The following is a 14,963-nucleotide window of genomic DNA, read 5'->3' on the forward strand; positions in this document are numbered from 1 at the left end:
AAGCCCGCTGCAGTTACTAGCTGCAGCGGGCTTTGTTCATTGTAACTCTCAAAAGACCACCACCCCAAAAATCTCTCTTTTTAACTAAAATCACCATTATTTATATCAAATTGACAAATTGGCAATATTTGTTACTATTGGTATAGAAAGAGCGAAAAAGCTTCTTTGACCGATTTTGCAGTTTTATGCATAAAAATGAAAGGTTATATCATGAAAAAATTTATGAACGCATTTATTATTGCCCTCGCACTTACCGCCAACGCACTGCCAGCGGCAGAACCAACGCTTGACGAGCTGCATGCTGCAATAGAACATAACAATATTCCCGTTCTTGATACTTTGCTTCAACAAAATCCAAACATTTTTGAGCTAGACATTGAAAAAGGAACACCGCTGCACTACGCAGTTAAAAAAAATAATCAAGAAGCTGTGCAAGCACTGCTCAACTACGCCACCCAAAAAAATCTGCTCTTCCATATTCTTGATAGTAGGGACTGCGATAACCTGACTCCTCTTGAATTTGCAGACCGCCTTGGTCGTACGGGCTGCGCAACCCTCATGCGTAAGTACCAAAACATGATCGCCTTTGACTATGACGAAGCTGGCAACGCACACCCACTGCCAACAACACCTGTACGCCAACCAGCTTCAAGAGATAATCAGCTCATCGTGTCCTACAGCACTCTAAACAAACCAATTAAATTGCGCACGGCCATAATCACCAAAAACGTCACCCAAGCTGAGGATCTTTTGACAGAGAACAAAGACCTCCTTTTAGACCAAGATAGCAATAAAGATACGCTTCTTCATGGCGCTGTCCTTGTGGATAGTTTTGAGTGTGCACAAGTAATACTTGCTCATGCACAACAGCAAAATGTCTTGAATGCAATCCTCAATGCTCAAAATGCACAGGGACAAACAGCTCTGCATATGGCTGTTATGAAAAAAACAGTGATGTTGATTGCAGACGACGAAACGGTCAAGCCAACGAGCCACATGATCGAAGATTCGCGCTTTGCCCAAGAAATTATTGATTATGCCCAAACAAGCGGCACGCTCTCTTTGATTATCAACATGAGCGATAACAAAAACGAAACGCCACTCCACCTGGCGGCAAAGGCAAAAAATGACGTGTGCATTCGGCTTCTTCTTAGCCAAGGAGCTGACACCCAAGCCCGTAACTCAATGGGACTGAGTCCCGTTGATCTTCTGCGCAAACGTGAAGATGCCGATCTGATAACCCTTTTCAAAACACAACAGAAAAAACAAAAACAGGAAAAGTGCGTAATTTGCTAAAGAAAAATAAAAATTAAGAACCAAAAAGGTTATATCATGAAAAAATTTATGAGCCCACTAATTATCGCCCTTGCTCTTAACGCCAACGCACTGCCTGCAGCATCTAGTTACGGAGAAATCCCTGAAGTAGAATTAAGCAGAGCAATAAAATTAAACGATTTAGCTTCAATAACCTTCTGGATAAAAACAGCAAACTTACGTACACAAGATAGTGATGGCAATACACCACTTCACCTTGCCATTATTCATAACAACAAACAAGCAACAGCTGGTATTATTTTTTCAGCACAAGAACAAAATATTCTTCCTCAAATCTTAAACATAGAGAATAACAAGGGAACTACACCGCTACAACTCGCACAACGTTCTAGCAATAAAGAGCACCTAAAATTTATAGCCTCTATTGCCCCCGAAGAAGCACAATTTGTAAAACCCAAACAAAAAACTTTTCTTTTATTCAGGACAATAGGAACGAACAACATTGATGAACTGAAACAATTACTGAGACAAGACAACCTCAAGCCAGCACTTCATTTTGCAACCAACAACAACAAACCTGAGTGCTTACATACAATCTTGAGCTATGCACAGGAAAAAAACATGCTCTTAGAAACGCTCAGAACAACCAACGAACGCGGCCAAACAGCACTACATGTAGCAGCAATAAATGGCTTTACGTTATGTATGCAAGAAATAGTTATGTTAGTACATAGTGATCCTGCAATACTGAATCTACGTGATAATAAAAACCAAACACCTCTTCATTTAGCTGCACAACATGATCACGAAGAATGTGTTCGCATACTACTCGCCGCAGGCGCTGATACTGAATTTTCAGACACTCATGGCAATACAGCAGCTCAATGTGCTCGACAAAATAGACATGAAGACATTGCTATGATCATTGAGAAAAACGAAAAAAACAAAAAAGAAAAATGCGTCATTTGTTAATGAACGTTTATTTAAAAATAGGTTATATCATGAAAAAATTTATGAGCCCACTAGTTATCGCCCTTACACTTAGCACTAACACACTGCCTGCAGCATCAAGCTCTGCGGCAAGCGTACAGCCAGTAGCTGAGAGATATAGTAAACGTCTCTTTCAAGCTGTCGCAAACAACCAAATGTTCGAAGTATCTAAACTCATCAAAAAGGGCGCCAATCTTCTCGCTCAAAACGAAGAAGGTTTTACTGTTCTTTATCTAGCAGTGCTTCATAACAACATCGAATGCTTAAACACCATTATTCTTTATGCTCGAGAAAAGAATATCCTTAACGAAGTACTTAATGCCCAAACAAGAGAATGGCGCCAAACTCCTCTTCATGCCGCCGCAGCAATGGATCGTAAATCGTGTGTACGTGCGCTCCTTGAAGCTGGTGCTAACACAACGCTTAAAAATGGAATGGGAAGAACAGCAGCAGAACACGGTCGGCACAACGATTATACAGAACTTGCTATGATTATTGAAAATTATGGAAAAGAACCGAAGCAAGAAAAAAACAAAAAATGTATCATTAGTTAAAGAGATCATTTTACTCGCTAATAAAAAAGGGGCAGGAAATTCCTGCTCCTTTTTCTTTGTCTCAATTTTTGGCAAGCTGGGAAAAAACATAACAGATTTTTTCATGTCAAAAATTTTAGGAAAAAGAATATGAACAAAAAAATTGTCACGCTACTTGCCCTTGCCCTTTCGCTCACCACACACGCCATGCCGGCAGCAACGCCAAACTACCGCCACCTCCTACAAGCAGTTAGTAGCAAAGATGACAATGGCGACAAAGTACGAGAACTTCTGACCAAAGGTGGCAATGCCAATGGTACAAGCCCGTTGGGCATGCCACTTCTTTTTTTGGCTGCTCGTGGAGGTAAAACAGAAGTTATGGCAGCTCTCATTGAAAACGGCGCAGTCGTAGACGCTCCAGAGAAAACAACCGGCATAACGCCGTTGCATGTTGCCACAAGGTACGGCCATGTTGATGCAGTCAAACTACTTCTTGAAAAAAAAGCTAACGTCCACCTTAAAAACAACGAAGGACAAACCGCGCTGGATATCGCTACACAACACCAACTCTCAGAAATTGTTGAGCTCTTAGAAGCCGCAGACCCATTAGAATAACCTTTTCATTTTCAGCATTCTCTTTTCTTATGCAACCGTTTTTTGGCATACTGAAAAAAATTTTCTGATGTCAAAAAATAGTAGATAGTGATTTAATGGAGATAGTTATCATGAATAAAAAAATTACTCGCTCATTATGCGCAGCTCTTGCACTTGCCAGCAACACCCCCGCTACTCATTTAGCCGCCAGCGCTTATGAACTGCGCGAAGTAGCAAGATTTGGACAATGTTTTAGATTGCAGCAACTCATTAGCGTTCAGATCCCGGTAAATGAAGCCGACATAACAGGCTTAACGGCCTTGCACTGGGCTGCCCAAAACGGCCACTGGCGTTGCGTAGAACTACTCATTCGCGTTGCTCACGTTGATGCTCTCGATTGGACTCAAGAAACGCCGTTGCACAAAGCCGCGTGGAGCGGCAGCTACAAATGCACACAACTACTACTTAATGCCGGCGCTAATCCAGCAGCGGTAAATGAATTCGGCCAAACACCACTCGACATTGCACGCGAAAAAGATTTTCAAGCAATTATTGATATCTTACTTGACGCTGCACAAGAAACTACCAACGAGTATTAATTTTTTTGCTTTCTCTTTTTTTTGATCCCATCAATACACGCAATAGTTACTATGTGCTCTTTTTTGTTTGCATAATTTTTTGGCATGATACAATGTGTCACTAAATATCACTAAAAAATTGTTTTTTTAGTTCTTAACAACCCAAACACCAGGAGAGTATGTCATGATCAAAAAAATTACCGGCTCATTATTTATTGCACTCACCATCGTTAACACTGCAATGCCTGCAGCATCATCATTTTCAGATGATTGGAAAGAACAAAAAAATAACGCTCTTTTGGCCGCCATTAAAAAGGGCGTTGCTGTCACTAGCATAAGAAAACTTCTTGCTGATGGCGCTAATCCTGGTGTCAAAGATGATCTGGGCCAAACACCCCTTCATCACGCAGCATCAATGGGCCGCCGCGCATACGTGGAAGAACTTCTTACACACGACATTAGTACTGAAACTAAAGACCCTGCTGGCTGGACCGCCCTCCATTTTGCAGCAAACAACGGAAAACTTGTCTGCTTAGAAGTACTTATTGCAAATGGCGCAAAAATTGATACCCAAGCTGAAAATGGTGAAACACCCCTGCACCAAGCTGCGTGGATGGGACACCCATCATGCCTCAATGCACTTCTTCAAGCAGGCGCAACTATTGAGGCTAAAGACCGCCTTGGTAAAACCGCATTGCACAAAGCTGCCTTCAACAACCACTTCACCTGCGTACAAGCTCTTATTGTAGCTGGCGCTAGCGTTAACGCTCTGGACAATAACGACAACACACCGCTTCATTTTGCCATACTGCGAGGCAACCATGAGTGCGCACAAGCGCTTCTTAGAGCCAACGCCGACACTGATATCATCAACAAAAAGGGCAAAACACCTGCTATGATGACACCACAAGAATAAGTTATTTTCTAATAAATCTAGATTAGTAAACAACAGGAGTTACTCATGATTAAAAAGTTCTTTAGTTTCTTTCTCTTAAGCCTTGCCCTCACCAGCACTGCCTTGCCCACAGCAAGCGAATATGCACACTGGGAAACACCAGAAGAAGCAGAAAAAAAAGTAGCTTACTACATGGCACAACACGAAGCCAGAAAAGCTTATGAACCAAAGATTGATCGATTTAAAATTGCTGGCCTTGTTCTTGAACACCATCCAAAAGAAACCCCAGAAGAAGCTGCCCAACGCGTAAAACAAAACCCACACCCAATCAGCGGGGCATCACACAGCGCATACAACCAAGCTCTGTACTACCAAACACTGAGCAGTAAAACTGCACCATCATCAGATTATGATTATGATGCAGAAGTTGAACTCGTTGGTTTTATGCTTGAACATACTCAAATAAGCCAGGACGATGCTGCCGAAGAAAAAAGAATAGAACAACTGAGTCGCAAACTGCAAATGGCAATTGGCAAAGCATCGTGCCAAGAACTACAAGAGCTTATTGATGCGGGCGCTGATGTTAATTTTAGCAGTGGCTATCTGTTGCCACCGCTTCATCAAGCAGCAGGAGAAGGCCACGTAGATCATGTTAGGTTCCTCCTCAGAAATGGCGCTGACCCTAACAAATTTTTTTTCGAACGCGGTACACATTTTAGCCCACTCATGCTTGCCTTAGCCCAAAAACGTGCCCACTGCGCCCAACTCCTTATTCAAGCCGGCGCTCATGTTTTTGAAATAGTTGCGGGCGAAAACACAGCACTTCACATCACGCTTGCCATGACAAACATTCTCGACATTTTGAGTGTAAAACAAAACCAAAAAGAAACCTGGGAATGCTTGCACACCATTCTTGTTTCTATAACCCCTGAAGAACGTACAAAGCTCATTAACGCGCCCAACGCTCTGGGCCAAACCCCGCTACATTTGGCAGCAAAAAGACTTAATCTTGAATGCGCGCAACTCTTAATGGACAACGGTGCTAACATTAACGCAGTCGACGGTGATGGCAACAACGCACTTCACTACGCAATTCAAGAGCGAAAAGAATTAGACAAAAATAATCAGAATCTTATGATGGCTGGCCTGTCACTTGAAGCAAAAGTTGATAACATGATCGGCTATCTTCTGTGGCCAGATTTTTCGATAAACAATATTTTTAATCCAAAACCACGCAATCTCTACAAAAAAATCAACATTAATGCACAAAATAAAGCCGGCGAAACAGCTTTGCTACTGGCAAGCAAAGTTGGCTACTGGAAACCAACACAAACACTCATTAAAGCTGGCGCAAACAAAAGCATCAAAGACCATGCAGGCAACGCATTCCAACCAGTCAACCATCCAATGTGCATAATTTCATAAATAAGAATTTAAACGATTAAACAACAGAAAGTTAATCATGATTAAAAAATTTATGTTTTTGCTTTTTATTTCCCTCTCTCTGGCAAACACCGCGCTGCCTGCAGCAACAACATCACACAACGCACAACTGTCACTAAAACAAGACTCAATACTATCGCGCTTTCTTGATGCAGCAAAATATAATGAAAGCAAAAAAATTAAAATCTATATTCAATTTCTAAAAGCAGAAAACATTAGCATTGACAGGCTGGGCAAGTTTGGCGAAAGCGCTCTGCACATAGCCGCAGAAAACGGTCACACTGAAATGGTAAAAATACTTTTAGATGCTGGCGCCAGCCCAGAAGCACTAACCAGAGAGGGCTTAACACCGCTCCACTACGCTGCCAATTGCGCAATTATGCAATTGTTGCTTGATCGCCACGTCAACATTGAAGCAGTAGACAAGCACGGCAAAACGCCCCTACATTGCGCCGCACTGCGCGGCCGTGTTGAGTGCTTACAGTTATTGCTCAATAATAATGCCAACCCCAATGTTTTAACCACATTACAACAAACGCCACTTCACTTTGCCGCCGCTCGCAAAGACGGCGCTGAATGTGTGACAAAACTTCTTGCAGCAGGAGCCGACAAAGATCTTCAAGATTTTTCAGGTAAAACCACTTTTGAAATTGCAGCCTGGCACCAGCACAAGCTTGTTATGAGGGCTTTGCGCTAAGTATTTTTCTGTGCATAAATTTTTGGTGTGGTACACTCCTCGCAAGAGAGTATTTTGAAAAAAAATCTTAGATACCCGGAGAGTACCATGATCCAAAAAATTATACGTACATTTTTTTTCACACTGGCACTGGCAAACACGGCATTGCCCACCGGTATACAACCTCTTGATGCTGCCGACCAAGAGGGCCTTACCGCACTTCACCACGCAGCAATCAACAATCATCAAAACGTTATTGAAGAGTTTGTTGCTGCAAGCGTTTCGCGTGACGCACAAGACAACCAAGGCTGGACAGCGCTGCACTGGGCCGCCCAGTACGGTCGTTCTGCTTTTGTAGCACAACTTCTTGCAGCGGGTGCCAATCCGTGCATTAAAAACAAGCAGGGCTGTGGTGCTGCAACCATTGCAGGCATCTACCGATACCGCAGACTCATGCGCCGCTTGCTTGAGGCAGAAGAAATGTGGGCATTGGCAGAAGAGCATATGTCTCACTAAAAATTGTTTTTAGAAAACTATTACATAAGCACCGAAAGTTAATCATGATAAAAAAATTAAGCTCATTTTTTTTTGCACTCGTTCTAACAAGTAATGCAATGCCAGCAGCATGTTCATCGTCAACACAACAACCATCTGCTGACGACTCAAGTAGTAGCCCCAGAATAGATAACCGTACGCTTAACCTCGAATTTGTTAAAGCTTTCCATTCAAAAGCAAGCTGCGAAGAAATACTAGCACTTATTGCTGCCGGCGCCGATGTTAATTGTTACTACAACGGAAGTACTTGCTTGCATTATGCAGCAAACAACGGCATGGCCGACCACCTCAGCTTGCTCTTAAGAAATAGGGCAAATCCTGAGCTACGAAGCGCTACTCTCTTACGAACCCCTCTTCATGAAGCAGTTTCCAGCCTTCACCTTGAATGCGTAAAAAGACTTGTTCAACACGGCGCAGACCTGAATGCACGTGAACACAGCGGCGGCACACCTCTCCACTTTGCCGTAATGTCCAGCTCTGTGGAACGGGAAAATCCTAAAATAGAACAACTGAAAATCAACATTATAAATATGCTTATTTACAAACGGTTTAGCCAGTCAGTGGGAAGCAGCACTGATAGCATTACAGAAAAAAATAATATTAATCTGGATGCGCAAAATATGTTTGGACACACAGCGCTACATGTTGCTTACTTAAGTGGTTATAAAAATATTGCACAAGTTCTTCTGCAAGCCGGGGCCAATCCTAGAATCCCAGACATATTTGGCCAAACAGTTGCCAGGTAAGATCAAACATAAAAAAGTAATCATAATTTTTAACCCAAAACGTGATCATGATTAAAAAAGTTATATGCTCATTTTTTATAACGCTTGCACTCGCAAGCACCGCAATGCCTGCTGCACTGCCAGAAAATGACCGACAACTTCTTGTTGCTGCCAAAGATGGCAACATCGAACGCTTACAAGAACTTATTAGAGCTGGCGCCAACGTTAACGCAACTAATCAACAGGGCACTACCCCACTTCATGAGGCGACGCCACTTGGCAATACAACATGTGTAGAACTACTGCTTGCCGCAGGTGCTAACCCAAATGCACAAGATGCAAAAGGAAAAACACCGCTTGAATATGCCGCGCTAATTGGCCATGTCACCTGCGTACAACTGATGGCTTGGGCACCAACTACCACAATGAGCACTGCCTTAGCGGCCCTGCAATATGCTGCCATGAAAGGTTTTAGCACCTGCTTGCGCGTCCTCATTGCCGCAACGTCTAGAACTGGCAGGGCAAATAAACAAGGCAACTTCCCACTTCACTACGCAGCAGCGCGTGGCCATTCAACATGCGTACACGATTTGCTTCATCCAACGCAAGGAGTCCTTTCAAACGTTCACCTTCTCAGCCTTGCAAGTATGGCGCAACTAGTCATTGATCGAGAAAGTGTTAATGCACAAAATAAGTTTGGCAACACACCGCTGCACTTGGCAGCCAAAAATGGGCATGTTGCCTGCGTGCGCGAACTTCTTGCTGCGAGTGCCAATCCGTGCATTCGTAATCATGTTGAAAAAAAACCTTGCGACCTTGCCACTCACTACGGCGTGATTTACATTTTGGAAAAAGCTGAGCAAATGTGGGCAGAAACGCATGAAGAAGTTTACGACGATCATGATGATCTTCAAAGCGTTGAAAAAATGATGTTATATTATTTGGTGTTAAAATCTGCTGAGAATACCTGCTCCTTTTTCTTTGCGTAAATTTTTGGCATGCTACACGATGTCACTAAAAAATTGTTTTTAGAAAATCATCACCATTACAACATCACACGGAGTTAATTAATGATCAAAAAATTGAGTGCTCTTTTTATTACACTTGCACTGGCAACCACTGCCCAGCCAGCAGGAGAGGCTCCTGAAGAAAATCCCCAAGCACCTTTACTTTTTGCGGCAGTAGAAACAAGTAATTTACCTTGGCTCAAGCAACTCATTGCCACGGGAGCCCCCACTAAAGGACTAGGTTTATTACCATTTGCCGCTTCACGCCGTCACACTGCAGTTATTTCTTACTTGCTCGAGGAAAAAAAAGTTGATGTTAACGAACAAGATGAATTAGGACGAACAGCAGCACACTTGGCCGCGCGCATAGGCGCTACCGAGATTGTTAAAACGCTCACCCAACACGACGCAGACATCACCATAGCCGACCAGTTTGGCCGCGTTCCACGAGAATATGATGCCGGGCAAGATGCACAACTTACCAGACTTTTAACGCCGGAAGATTAACAATTTAGCAAAAACAATAATGTGGAGATTTTTATGAAGAAAATTTTTTTTTGCGCGTTAACCGCTAGTTGGCTCTTTGCAAGTGTTCATGCTTCGGTTGATGAAAAAATAGCCACGCTGCAGACACTCAACTTCAACGAAAAAATTGCCACGCTCACCCAACTCATTCAAACAACCGGCCAGCGAACACTGAGCAAAGAAGACCAAGAAACATGCGCAAGTTTCTTGATGGGCCTTTTTCATGAAGTTGCGCTGCACGGCGAGCCAGAGCGCATCGCTTTTAAAAATCTGCTTCACAGCCTGCTAGCCAGCACCCTGCTCACGCACGAGCAACGCGAATACATCACCAAACTCATGCTGCCTTTTGTTGATCCTGCAAGCCAAGCGGCAACACCAACTATCCAACGCTCTCCTGCAACCGAACCAGAAAACGCTCACGCCAACAATCGTGTGTTTCATGATACGCAACAGATCACCGTCCCAATTATTACCAAAGAGTGGGTACCCGGAGAGAGTGGCAAGCTTGAGCAAAAAACTGAGATTAGTTTTAAAACGGTAAAACCACACACTACTTCCAACACTCAACAAAAACATGTTACCGAAAAAGAAAGACAACTAACAAGATCTGTTACAGAAGAAACCACCAGCAAAGGCAGCGGGCGCAGACCGCGCTGTAGAAAAGCAGGAATTTATCGAAGCGCATAAAAACTAAGAAAGAATAAATCATGAGCAATGACGCAACAACAACATTTAAAGAACTGAACGATCTTTTGCGCGTGTATCTCCAAGAGCGGGGATGGGAAAAGTTTCATAATCCCAAAGATATTGCAGCCAGCTTGAGCGTTGAAGCAAACGAATTATTAGAACTTTTTTTATGGCGAACGCCAGAAGAGCTTTATGCAGAATTAGAAAATAATCCAAAATTTAGAACGCAAGTGCAAGACGAGCTGGGTGATATTATTTTGTGTTGCCTCAACTTTGCGCACAATGCCAAAATTGATATTTCTCAAGCGTTTAAAGAGAAATTAAAAAAGCAGGCACTTAAATACCCTGCAGATCAGGTACAAGGAAGCGTTGAGCGCTATTTTGAATTGAAGTACAAAAACAAATAAGCACACAGGTTTTTTATCTTTTTCTTTTTCTTACAATCTCTGCTCTATTCATTAGATAATTTTTGCGTTTTGTAGGAGGTGTACATGCTGACACCTCCTACCACCTCCCGCACTTGGGCTGGTCGCCCAAGACCCACTGACGCACCGAATCGCTGCAACCGCGCTTACGCGCTCTGTGCGCTCACGGTACTTATACAGAGCCATTAATTACACTTTTCCGGATGCTCGTTGTTGTTTTTGGTTCAACATTTTGCAAGTCAAAAATCGATTAATGGCTCCAAATAAGCACCATCAAGCGAACAGAGCGCGCTAGCGCGGTTGTCGGGCGTTGGTGCGTCAGAGATTCCAAAGATACTTCTTTGGTGCGCCCATTCCAAAGGGGGTCGCAATACCCCCTTTGGAAAAAACGAAATGCTTTAAAATTAGATAAGACAGAGATTGTAAGAAGATGAAAAAAGAAAAAAAGAATGGTTAAAATGTTAAATCGTGCACAATACTTTGTAACTGACTATACGCCAGTTTAGCTTCTTCCAACGAAGCTCCATCTTCAAGCGTGCTAATATCACCAATTGCAGAACCTTCAACTACCGCCTTAAGCAAGCGCCTCATAATTTTACCAGACCGCGTTTTAGGCAACCGATCAACAAAATAAACACCACGCAACACAACAAACGCGCCAATGTGCTCACGGACTACTTTAATAATTTGTTGTTTAATCTCGTGCTCGTGCCCAACGCCACTATTTTTCAGAATGGCAAACAGCACAATCGACTCGCCCTTAATGTCGTCATGCACGCCAATTGCTGCTGACTCTGCAACCATTGAAAGCGTTACCGCAGCACTTTCAATTTCTGCCGTGCCAATACGATGCCCCGCAACATTAACTACTTCGTCTGCGCGACCAAGCAACCAAAAATAACCATCATCATCAACACGTGCATAATCACCGGTATAGTACATGCCTTTAAAGCGACTCCAATAAACTTCTTTAAAACGTTCTGGGTCGTTATAAATACCAATGTTCATGCCTGGCCATGGTTTTTTAATGACCAAATATCCCTTGGTACCAGCAGGCACTGCCATACCCTGCGCATCAACAACTTCAGCTTCAATTGTTGGCAGCGGCAACGTTGCAGAACCTGGTTTAAGTAATACCAAATCTAGCCCTGCTGTTGGCGCAATCAAAAAACCGCCCGTTTCAGTTTGCCACCAGGTATCAATAATTGGGCACTGATTAGCACCAATGCGCTCGTGGTACCAACGCCACACTTCTGGGTTAATTGCCTCACCCACCGTTCCCAGTATTTTTAAACTTGAAAGATCAAATTTTGCCGGCCATTCATCGCCATATTTTATGCACATGCGAATGGCGGTTGGCGAGGTGTAAAAAATGGAAACGCGATATTTTTCAATCAAGCGCCACCAGCTACTTGGGTCTGGAAAATCTGGCGCACCTTCATACATAACCGAAGTAAGCCCCAGCAATAGCGGCGCATAAATAACGTACGAATGTCCGGTAACCCAGCCAATGTCTGCCGTGCACCAATAAACTGAATCACTTTTTGTATTAAACGCCCACTGCATAGTTGCACGCACGTACGTTAGGTAGCCACCAGTCGAGTGCATTAAGCCTTTGGGCTTGCCCGTAGTTCCCGACGTGTACAAAATGTAGAGCGGATGATTAGACTCAACAGCAACCGGTTCTACAAAAACATTCTTTTCTAAATGCTCCTGCGCTATGATATCGCGCCCTTCGTGCAGCACAAGCTCGTGCTGGGAGCGTTTGATAATAATAACTTTTTCAATTGATGGGCAGTCACTAACTGCTTGATCAACAATTTTTTTAAGTTCAATTGTTTTGCCGCGGCGTATGCCAATGTCGGCTGTTATCACAAACTTTGCCTGCGTATCGTGAATGCGATCTTTAAGCGCATGGCTGCTAAAGCCAGAAAAAACTACCGAGTGCGTAGCCCCAAGGCGCGCGATTGCCAAAATGGCCGCTGCTGCCTGTGGGATCATGGGCAGGTAAACCATAACAATGTCATTTTTTTTCACGCCAAGTTTTTGCAACAAATGAGCGTACTGATTAACCTGCTGGTACAACTCAGCATAAGTCCAAGTTATCACACTGCCCTGCTCATCTTCCCAATGAAAAGCAACTTTGTTACCAAGACCATTTTTTATGTGCACGTCAACGCACAAGTACGACGCATTAAGCTGGCCACCTTTAAACCAATGAGCATACGGCTCATGCCATTCTAAAGTTTTGTCCCAACGCTTAAACCACGCAAGTTTTTCCGCTTGTTGTTCCCAAAAATGTTCTGAATTCAAACGAGTATCAAGAGCAGGCATCATAACTCCAATCCTTTCCCAGCACGTTCATGCAAAAACTTTTTTCTCGATACTGCAATGTACCTAAAAAAAAATTCTTGATCAAACAACAGTTTTTCTCGACAGTCCCCTGCCATCGGCTATAAAATGGCGCAATGTAATGATTAGTAAAAAAATTTATAAAAAGGTGATTTTTTTATGAAGAAAACAAGCTTATTATTATGCGCAATATTCACCCTTTCTGCATCAGCTCACGGCGCAGCAAGCTCCAATGCATTCGATCCAACAAATATGATGGCTCGGCATACATTTTGCCGTCAAGACAATGTAGAAGTCCTCAAACAGTGGCTTATCGCAAAAAACGAATATGAATTAAATGACTACACCTACGCAGTGCTCAGTGATTGTGCCGTTTTTGCCAGCGTTGAATGTATCAGATTTTTTCTTGCAAACAGCCCTAACCTTGACATAGAATTGGAACAGCGAAATGACAACCTTGCGCTTATGCTACTCAGCAGGCTCTTGTTCCATGGCAGACCGCACACACCACGACACTGCACGTGCGTCAAAATGATTCTGAATGCAATTCCAACTCCTGAAATTCTGGAAAAGGATGCTGGCCTGCCGTTGATCCACCGAGCCTGCAGTGTTGGCTGCCCTACCTGTGTCCAAGCAGTATGCGATACGGGCGTTAATCTTAGAAAACGCGATAGTTACGACAAAAACCTTCCCACTGAAGAAGCAAAGAGTATGCTCAACAAAAAATTGACCAAGCATATTGGCAGCTCTGAAAAACCACTCGATCAAGAAGCTCGTCAAGAAATGATTGCCAAGTACGAAGCTTGTGTACGTTTGTTAAACGAGCGAATAGCACTATTGCCACCAGAAATACATGATGACCAAGACTATACAGACAGCTACTATTCAGACGGTTATGAAAATGGCGACGCAGATGGCTCTCAAGACTATAACTCAGACAATGCTGGCCAAGATGGCCCAGGTAGCCCAGACTATAATTTTGGCAGTCTTTTTGATGATTCAGACGACTCGGAGATTGAACAGTAGTAATTTAAGCAGTGAAAAGAAGGAGAATAGTATGAAGAAAATAAGCTTATTTATGTTCACCACACTGATTACTTTTTTATCGGCACATGGTGTTGTCACACGAGCACACGCAACACCTGGTAGCCTCTACAAAGAATATTGCGCGTTGCTGCATCACCATGCAGCACAAGGCAACGCTAATTGTCTAAAAATTATTCTTCAAAACCCACAAGCACAGCAAGCACTTGAATCGCGTTCGCAACATCTCAAACTCACCCCACTTCTTCAAGCACTCTTTTGGCCACACCATACAAAAAAACACTGTGCTTGCGTTAAAACACTGTTGGCAGCTGGTGCCAGCACAACAGCAACAACACAAAATCGTAAAAGTACCGCCATACACCTTGCCAGCAGAGCCGGTTGTCTCACCTGCATTGAAGCATTATGCAAATACGACTCAAAAACTTGGCAAAAAGATCGCGATGGCAACACACCCGCTGGCGTTGCTCAAAAATACGCTGAATTTTACACAGACAAAGAAAACCAAGAAAAATTTAATCTGTGTTTAACCTTTTTAAATTCATTAAAAATTTGTTAGACTCCAACGACTATGAAAAAAACAATCTTACTAGCGTGCGCATTATTGCTGCCATGCGCCCCTATTTATACAGCAGCAGAACACATATCTTTAGTAGATT

At 43.1% G+C, this 14,963-nt stretch carries 17 protein-coding genes; 16 read left to right on the top strand and 1 reads right to left on the bottom strand.

Annotation, left to right across the window (positions count from 1 at the left end; genetic code table 11):
• Positions 1-210 precede the first annotated feature (210 nt).
• From K2W90_04485 to K2W90_04550, 14 genes are all read left to right on the top strand, one after another.
• Positions 211-1,296 carry an ankyrin repeat domain-containing protein gene (locus K2W90_04485; GenBank protein ID MBY0353593.1) on the top strand — a complete coding sequence of 362 codons (1,086 nt, stop codon included), beginning with the start codon at positions 211-213 and terminating at the stop codon, positions 1,294-1,296.
• A gap of 36 nt (positions 1,297-1,332) precedes the next feature.
• A complete protein-coding gene (locus K2W90_04490) occupies positions 1,333-2,247 on the top strand; it encodes an ankyrin repeat domain-containing protein (protein MBY0353594.1) in 915 nt (304 codons plus the stop codon).
• Between the two features lie 29 nt (positions 2,248-2,276).
• Complete coding sequence (locus tag K2W90_04495) at positions 2,277-2,819, top strand: ankyrin repeat domain-containing protein (GenBank protein ID MBY0353595.1); 543 nt, start codon at positions 2,277-2,279, stop codon at positions 2,817-2,819.
• 129 nt (positions 2,820-2,948) lie between these two features.
• Complete coding sequence (locus K2W90_04500; GenBank protein MBY0353596.1) at positions 2,949-3,413, top strand: ankyrin repeat domain-containing protein; 465 nt, start codon at positions 2,949-2,951, stop codon at positions 3,411-3,413.
• Between the two features lie 110 nt (positions 3,414-3,523).
• Positions 3,524-3,991, top strand: coding sequence for an ankyrin repeat domain-containing protein (locus K2W90_04505; GenBank protein ID MBY0353597.1), 468 nt, complete (start codon positions 3,524-3,526; stop codon positions 3,989-3,991).
• Positions 3,992-4,154: 163 nt separating this feature from the next.
• Positions 4,155-4,886 (top strand): ankyrin repeat domain-containing protein, encoded by a 732-nt coding sequence (locus K2W90_04510; GenBank protein ID MBY0353598.1) that lies wholly within the window; start codon positions 4,155-4,157, stop codon positions 4,884-4,886.
• A gap of 45 nt (positions 4,887-4,931) precedes the next feature.
• Entirely contained in the window at positions 4,932-6,290 is a 1,359-nt protein-coding gene (locus tag K2W90_04515) for an ankyrin repeat domain-containing protein (protein ID MBY0353599.1), read from the top strand.
• A 37-nt stretch (positions 6,291-6,327) separates the two neighbouring features.
• On the top strand, positions 6,328-7,005 hold the full coding sequence (locus K2W90_04520) for an ankyrin repeat domain-containing protein (protein ID MBY0353600.1): 678 nt from the start codon (positions 6,328-6,330) through the stop codon (positions 7,003-7,005).
• An 87-nt stretch (positions 7,006-7,092) separates the two neighbouring features.
• Entirely contained in the window at positions 7,093-7,500 is a 408-nt protein-coding gene (locus K2W90_04525) for an ankyrin repeat domain-containing protein (GenBank protein ID MBY0353601.1), read from the top strand.
• Between the two features lie 44 nt (positions 7,501-7,544).
• Positions 7,545-8,285 carry an ankyrin repeat domain-containing protein gene (locus K2W90_04530; protein MBY0353602.1) on the top strand — a complete coding sequence of 247 codons (741 nt, stop codon included), beginning with the start codon at positions 7,545-7,547 and terminating at the stop codon, positions 8,283-8,285.
• Positions 8,286-8,332: 47 nt separating this feature from the next.
• Positions 8,333-9,253: an ankyrin repeat domain-containing protein gene (locus K2W90_04535; GenBank protein ID MBY0353603.1), complete on the top strand. Its 921-nt coding sequence runs from the start codon at positions 8,333-8,335 to the stop codon at positions 9,251-9,253.
• An 81-nt stretch (positions 9,254-9,334) separates the two neighbouring features.
• A complete protein-coding gene (locus tag K2W90_04540) occupies positions 9,335-9,778 on the top strand; it encodes an ankyrin repeat domain-containing protein (protein MBY0353604.1) in 444 nt (147 codons plus the stop codon).
• Positions 9,779-9,811: 33 nt separating this feature from the next.
• Positions 9,812-10,483, top strand: coding sequence for a hypothetical protein (locus K2W90_04545; GenBank protein MBY0353605.1), 672 nt, complete (start codon positions 9,812-9,814; stop codon positions 10,481-10,483).
• Positions 10,484-10,503: 20 nt separating this feature from the next.
• Positions 10,504-10,890 carry a nucleotide pyrophosphohydrolase gene (locus K2W90_04550; GenBank protein MBY0353606.1) on the top strand — a complete coding sequence of 129 codons (387 nt, stop codon included), beginning with the start codon at positions 10,504-10,506 and terminating at the stop codon, positions 10,888-10,890.
• A 471-nt stretch (positions 10,891-11,361) separates the two neighbouring features.
• Here the strand turns inward: K2W90_04550 and acs are convergent, their stop codons facing one another.
• Positions 11,362-13,245 (bottom strand): acetate--CoA ligase, encoded by a 1,884-nt coding sequence (gene acs, locus K2W90_04555; GenBank protein ID MBY0353607.1) that lies wholly within the window; start codon positions 13,243-13,245, stop codon positions 11,362-11,364.
• A gap of 174 nt (positions 13,246-13,419) precedes the next feature.
• On the opposite strand from acs, the gene K2W90_04560 reads away from it, so the two are divergent.
• Entirely contained in the window at positions 13,420-14,286 is an 867-nt protein-coding gene (locus tag K2W90_04560; GenBank protein MBY0353608.1) for a hypothetical protein, read from the top strand.
• A 31-nt stretch (positions 14,287-14,317) separates the two neighbouring features.
• Positions 14,318-14,863 (top strand): ankyrin repeat domain-containing protein, encoded by a 546-nt coding sequence (locus tag K2W90_04565; protein ID MBY0353609.1) that lies wholly within the window; start codon positions 14,318-14,320, stop codon positions 14,861-14,863.
• Positions 14,864-14,963 lie beyond the last annotated feature (100 nt).

The organism is Candidatus Babeliales bacterium, from assembly GCA_019749895.1.
Classification (GTDB): Bacteria; Babelota; Babeliae; order Babelales; family RVW-14; genus AaIE-18.

Bases quoted from the DNA above. Each gene is read 5' to 3' on its own strand.
- K2W90_04520 (MBY0353600.1), top strand. From the start codon at position 6,328: ATGATTAAAAAATTTATGTTTTTGCTTTTTATTTCCCTCTCTCTGGCA.
- K2W90_04515 (MBY0353599.1), top strand. From the start codon at position 4,932: ATGATTAAAAAGTTCTTTAGTTTCTTTCTCTTAAGCCTTGCCCTCACC.
- acs (MBY0353607.1), bottom strand. From the start codon at position 13,245: ATGATGCCTGCTCTTGATACTCGTTTGAATTCAGAACATTTTTGGGAA.
- K2W90_04485 (MBY0353593.1), top strand. From the start codon at position 211: ATGAAAAAATTTATGAACGCATTTATTATTGCCCTCGCACTTACCGCC.
- K2W90_04545 (MBY0353605.1), top strand. From the start codon at position 9,812: ATGAAGAAAATTTTTTTTTGCGCGTTAACCGCTAGTTGGCTCTTTGCA.
- K2W90_04495 (MBY0353595.1), top strand. From the start codon at position 2,277: ATGAAAAAATTTATGAGCCCACTAGTTATCGCCCTTACACTTAGCACT.
- K2W90_04505 (MBY0353597.1), top strand. From the start codon at position 3,524: ATGAATAAAAAAATTACTCGCTCATTATGCGCAGCTCTTGCACTTGCC.
- K2W90_04565 (MBY0353609.1), top strand. From the start codon at position 14,318: ATGAAGAAAATAAGCTTATTTATGTTCACCACACTGATTACTTTTTTA.
- K2W90_04530 (MBY0353602.1), top strand. From the start codon at position 7,545: ATGATAAAAAAATTAAGCTCATTTTTTTTTGCACTCGTTCTAACAAGT.
- K2W90_04540 (MBY0353604.1), top strand. From the start codon at position 9,335: ATGATCAAAAAATTGAGTGCTCTTTTTATTACACTTGCACTGGCAACC.
- K2W90_04525 (MBY0353601.1), top strand. From the start codon at position 7,093: ATGATCCAAAAAATTATACGTACATTTTTTTTCACACTGGCACTGGCA.
- K2W90_04535 (MBY0353603.1), top strand. From the start codon at position 8,333: ATGATTAAAAAAGTTATATGCTCATTTTTTATAACGCTTGCACTCGCA.
- K2W90_04560 (MBY0353608.1), top strand. From the start codon at position 13,420: ATGAAGAAAACAAGCTTATTATTATGCGCAATATTCACCCTTTCTGCA.
- K2W90_04500 (MBY0353596.1), top strand. From the start codon at position 2,949: ATGAACAAAAAAATTGTCACGCTACTTGCCCTTGCCCTTTCGCTCACC.
- K2W90_04490 (MBY0353594.1), top strand. From the start codon at position 1,333: ATGAAAAAATTTATGAGCCCACTAATTATCGCCCTTGCTCTTAACGCC.
- K2W90_04510 (MBY0353598.1), top strand. From the start codon at position 4,155: ATGATCAAAAAAATTACCGGCTCATTATTTATTGCACTCACCATCGTT.
- K2W90_04550 (MBY0353606.1), top strand. From the start codon at position 10,504: ATGAGCAATGACGCAACAACAACATTTAAAGAACTGAACGATCTTTTG.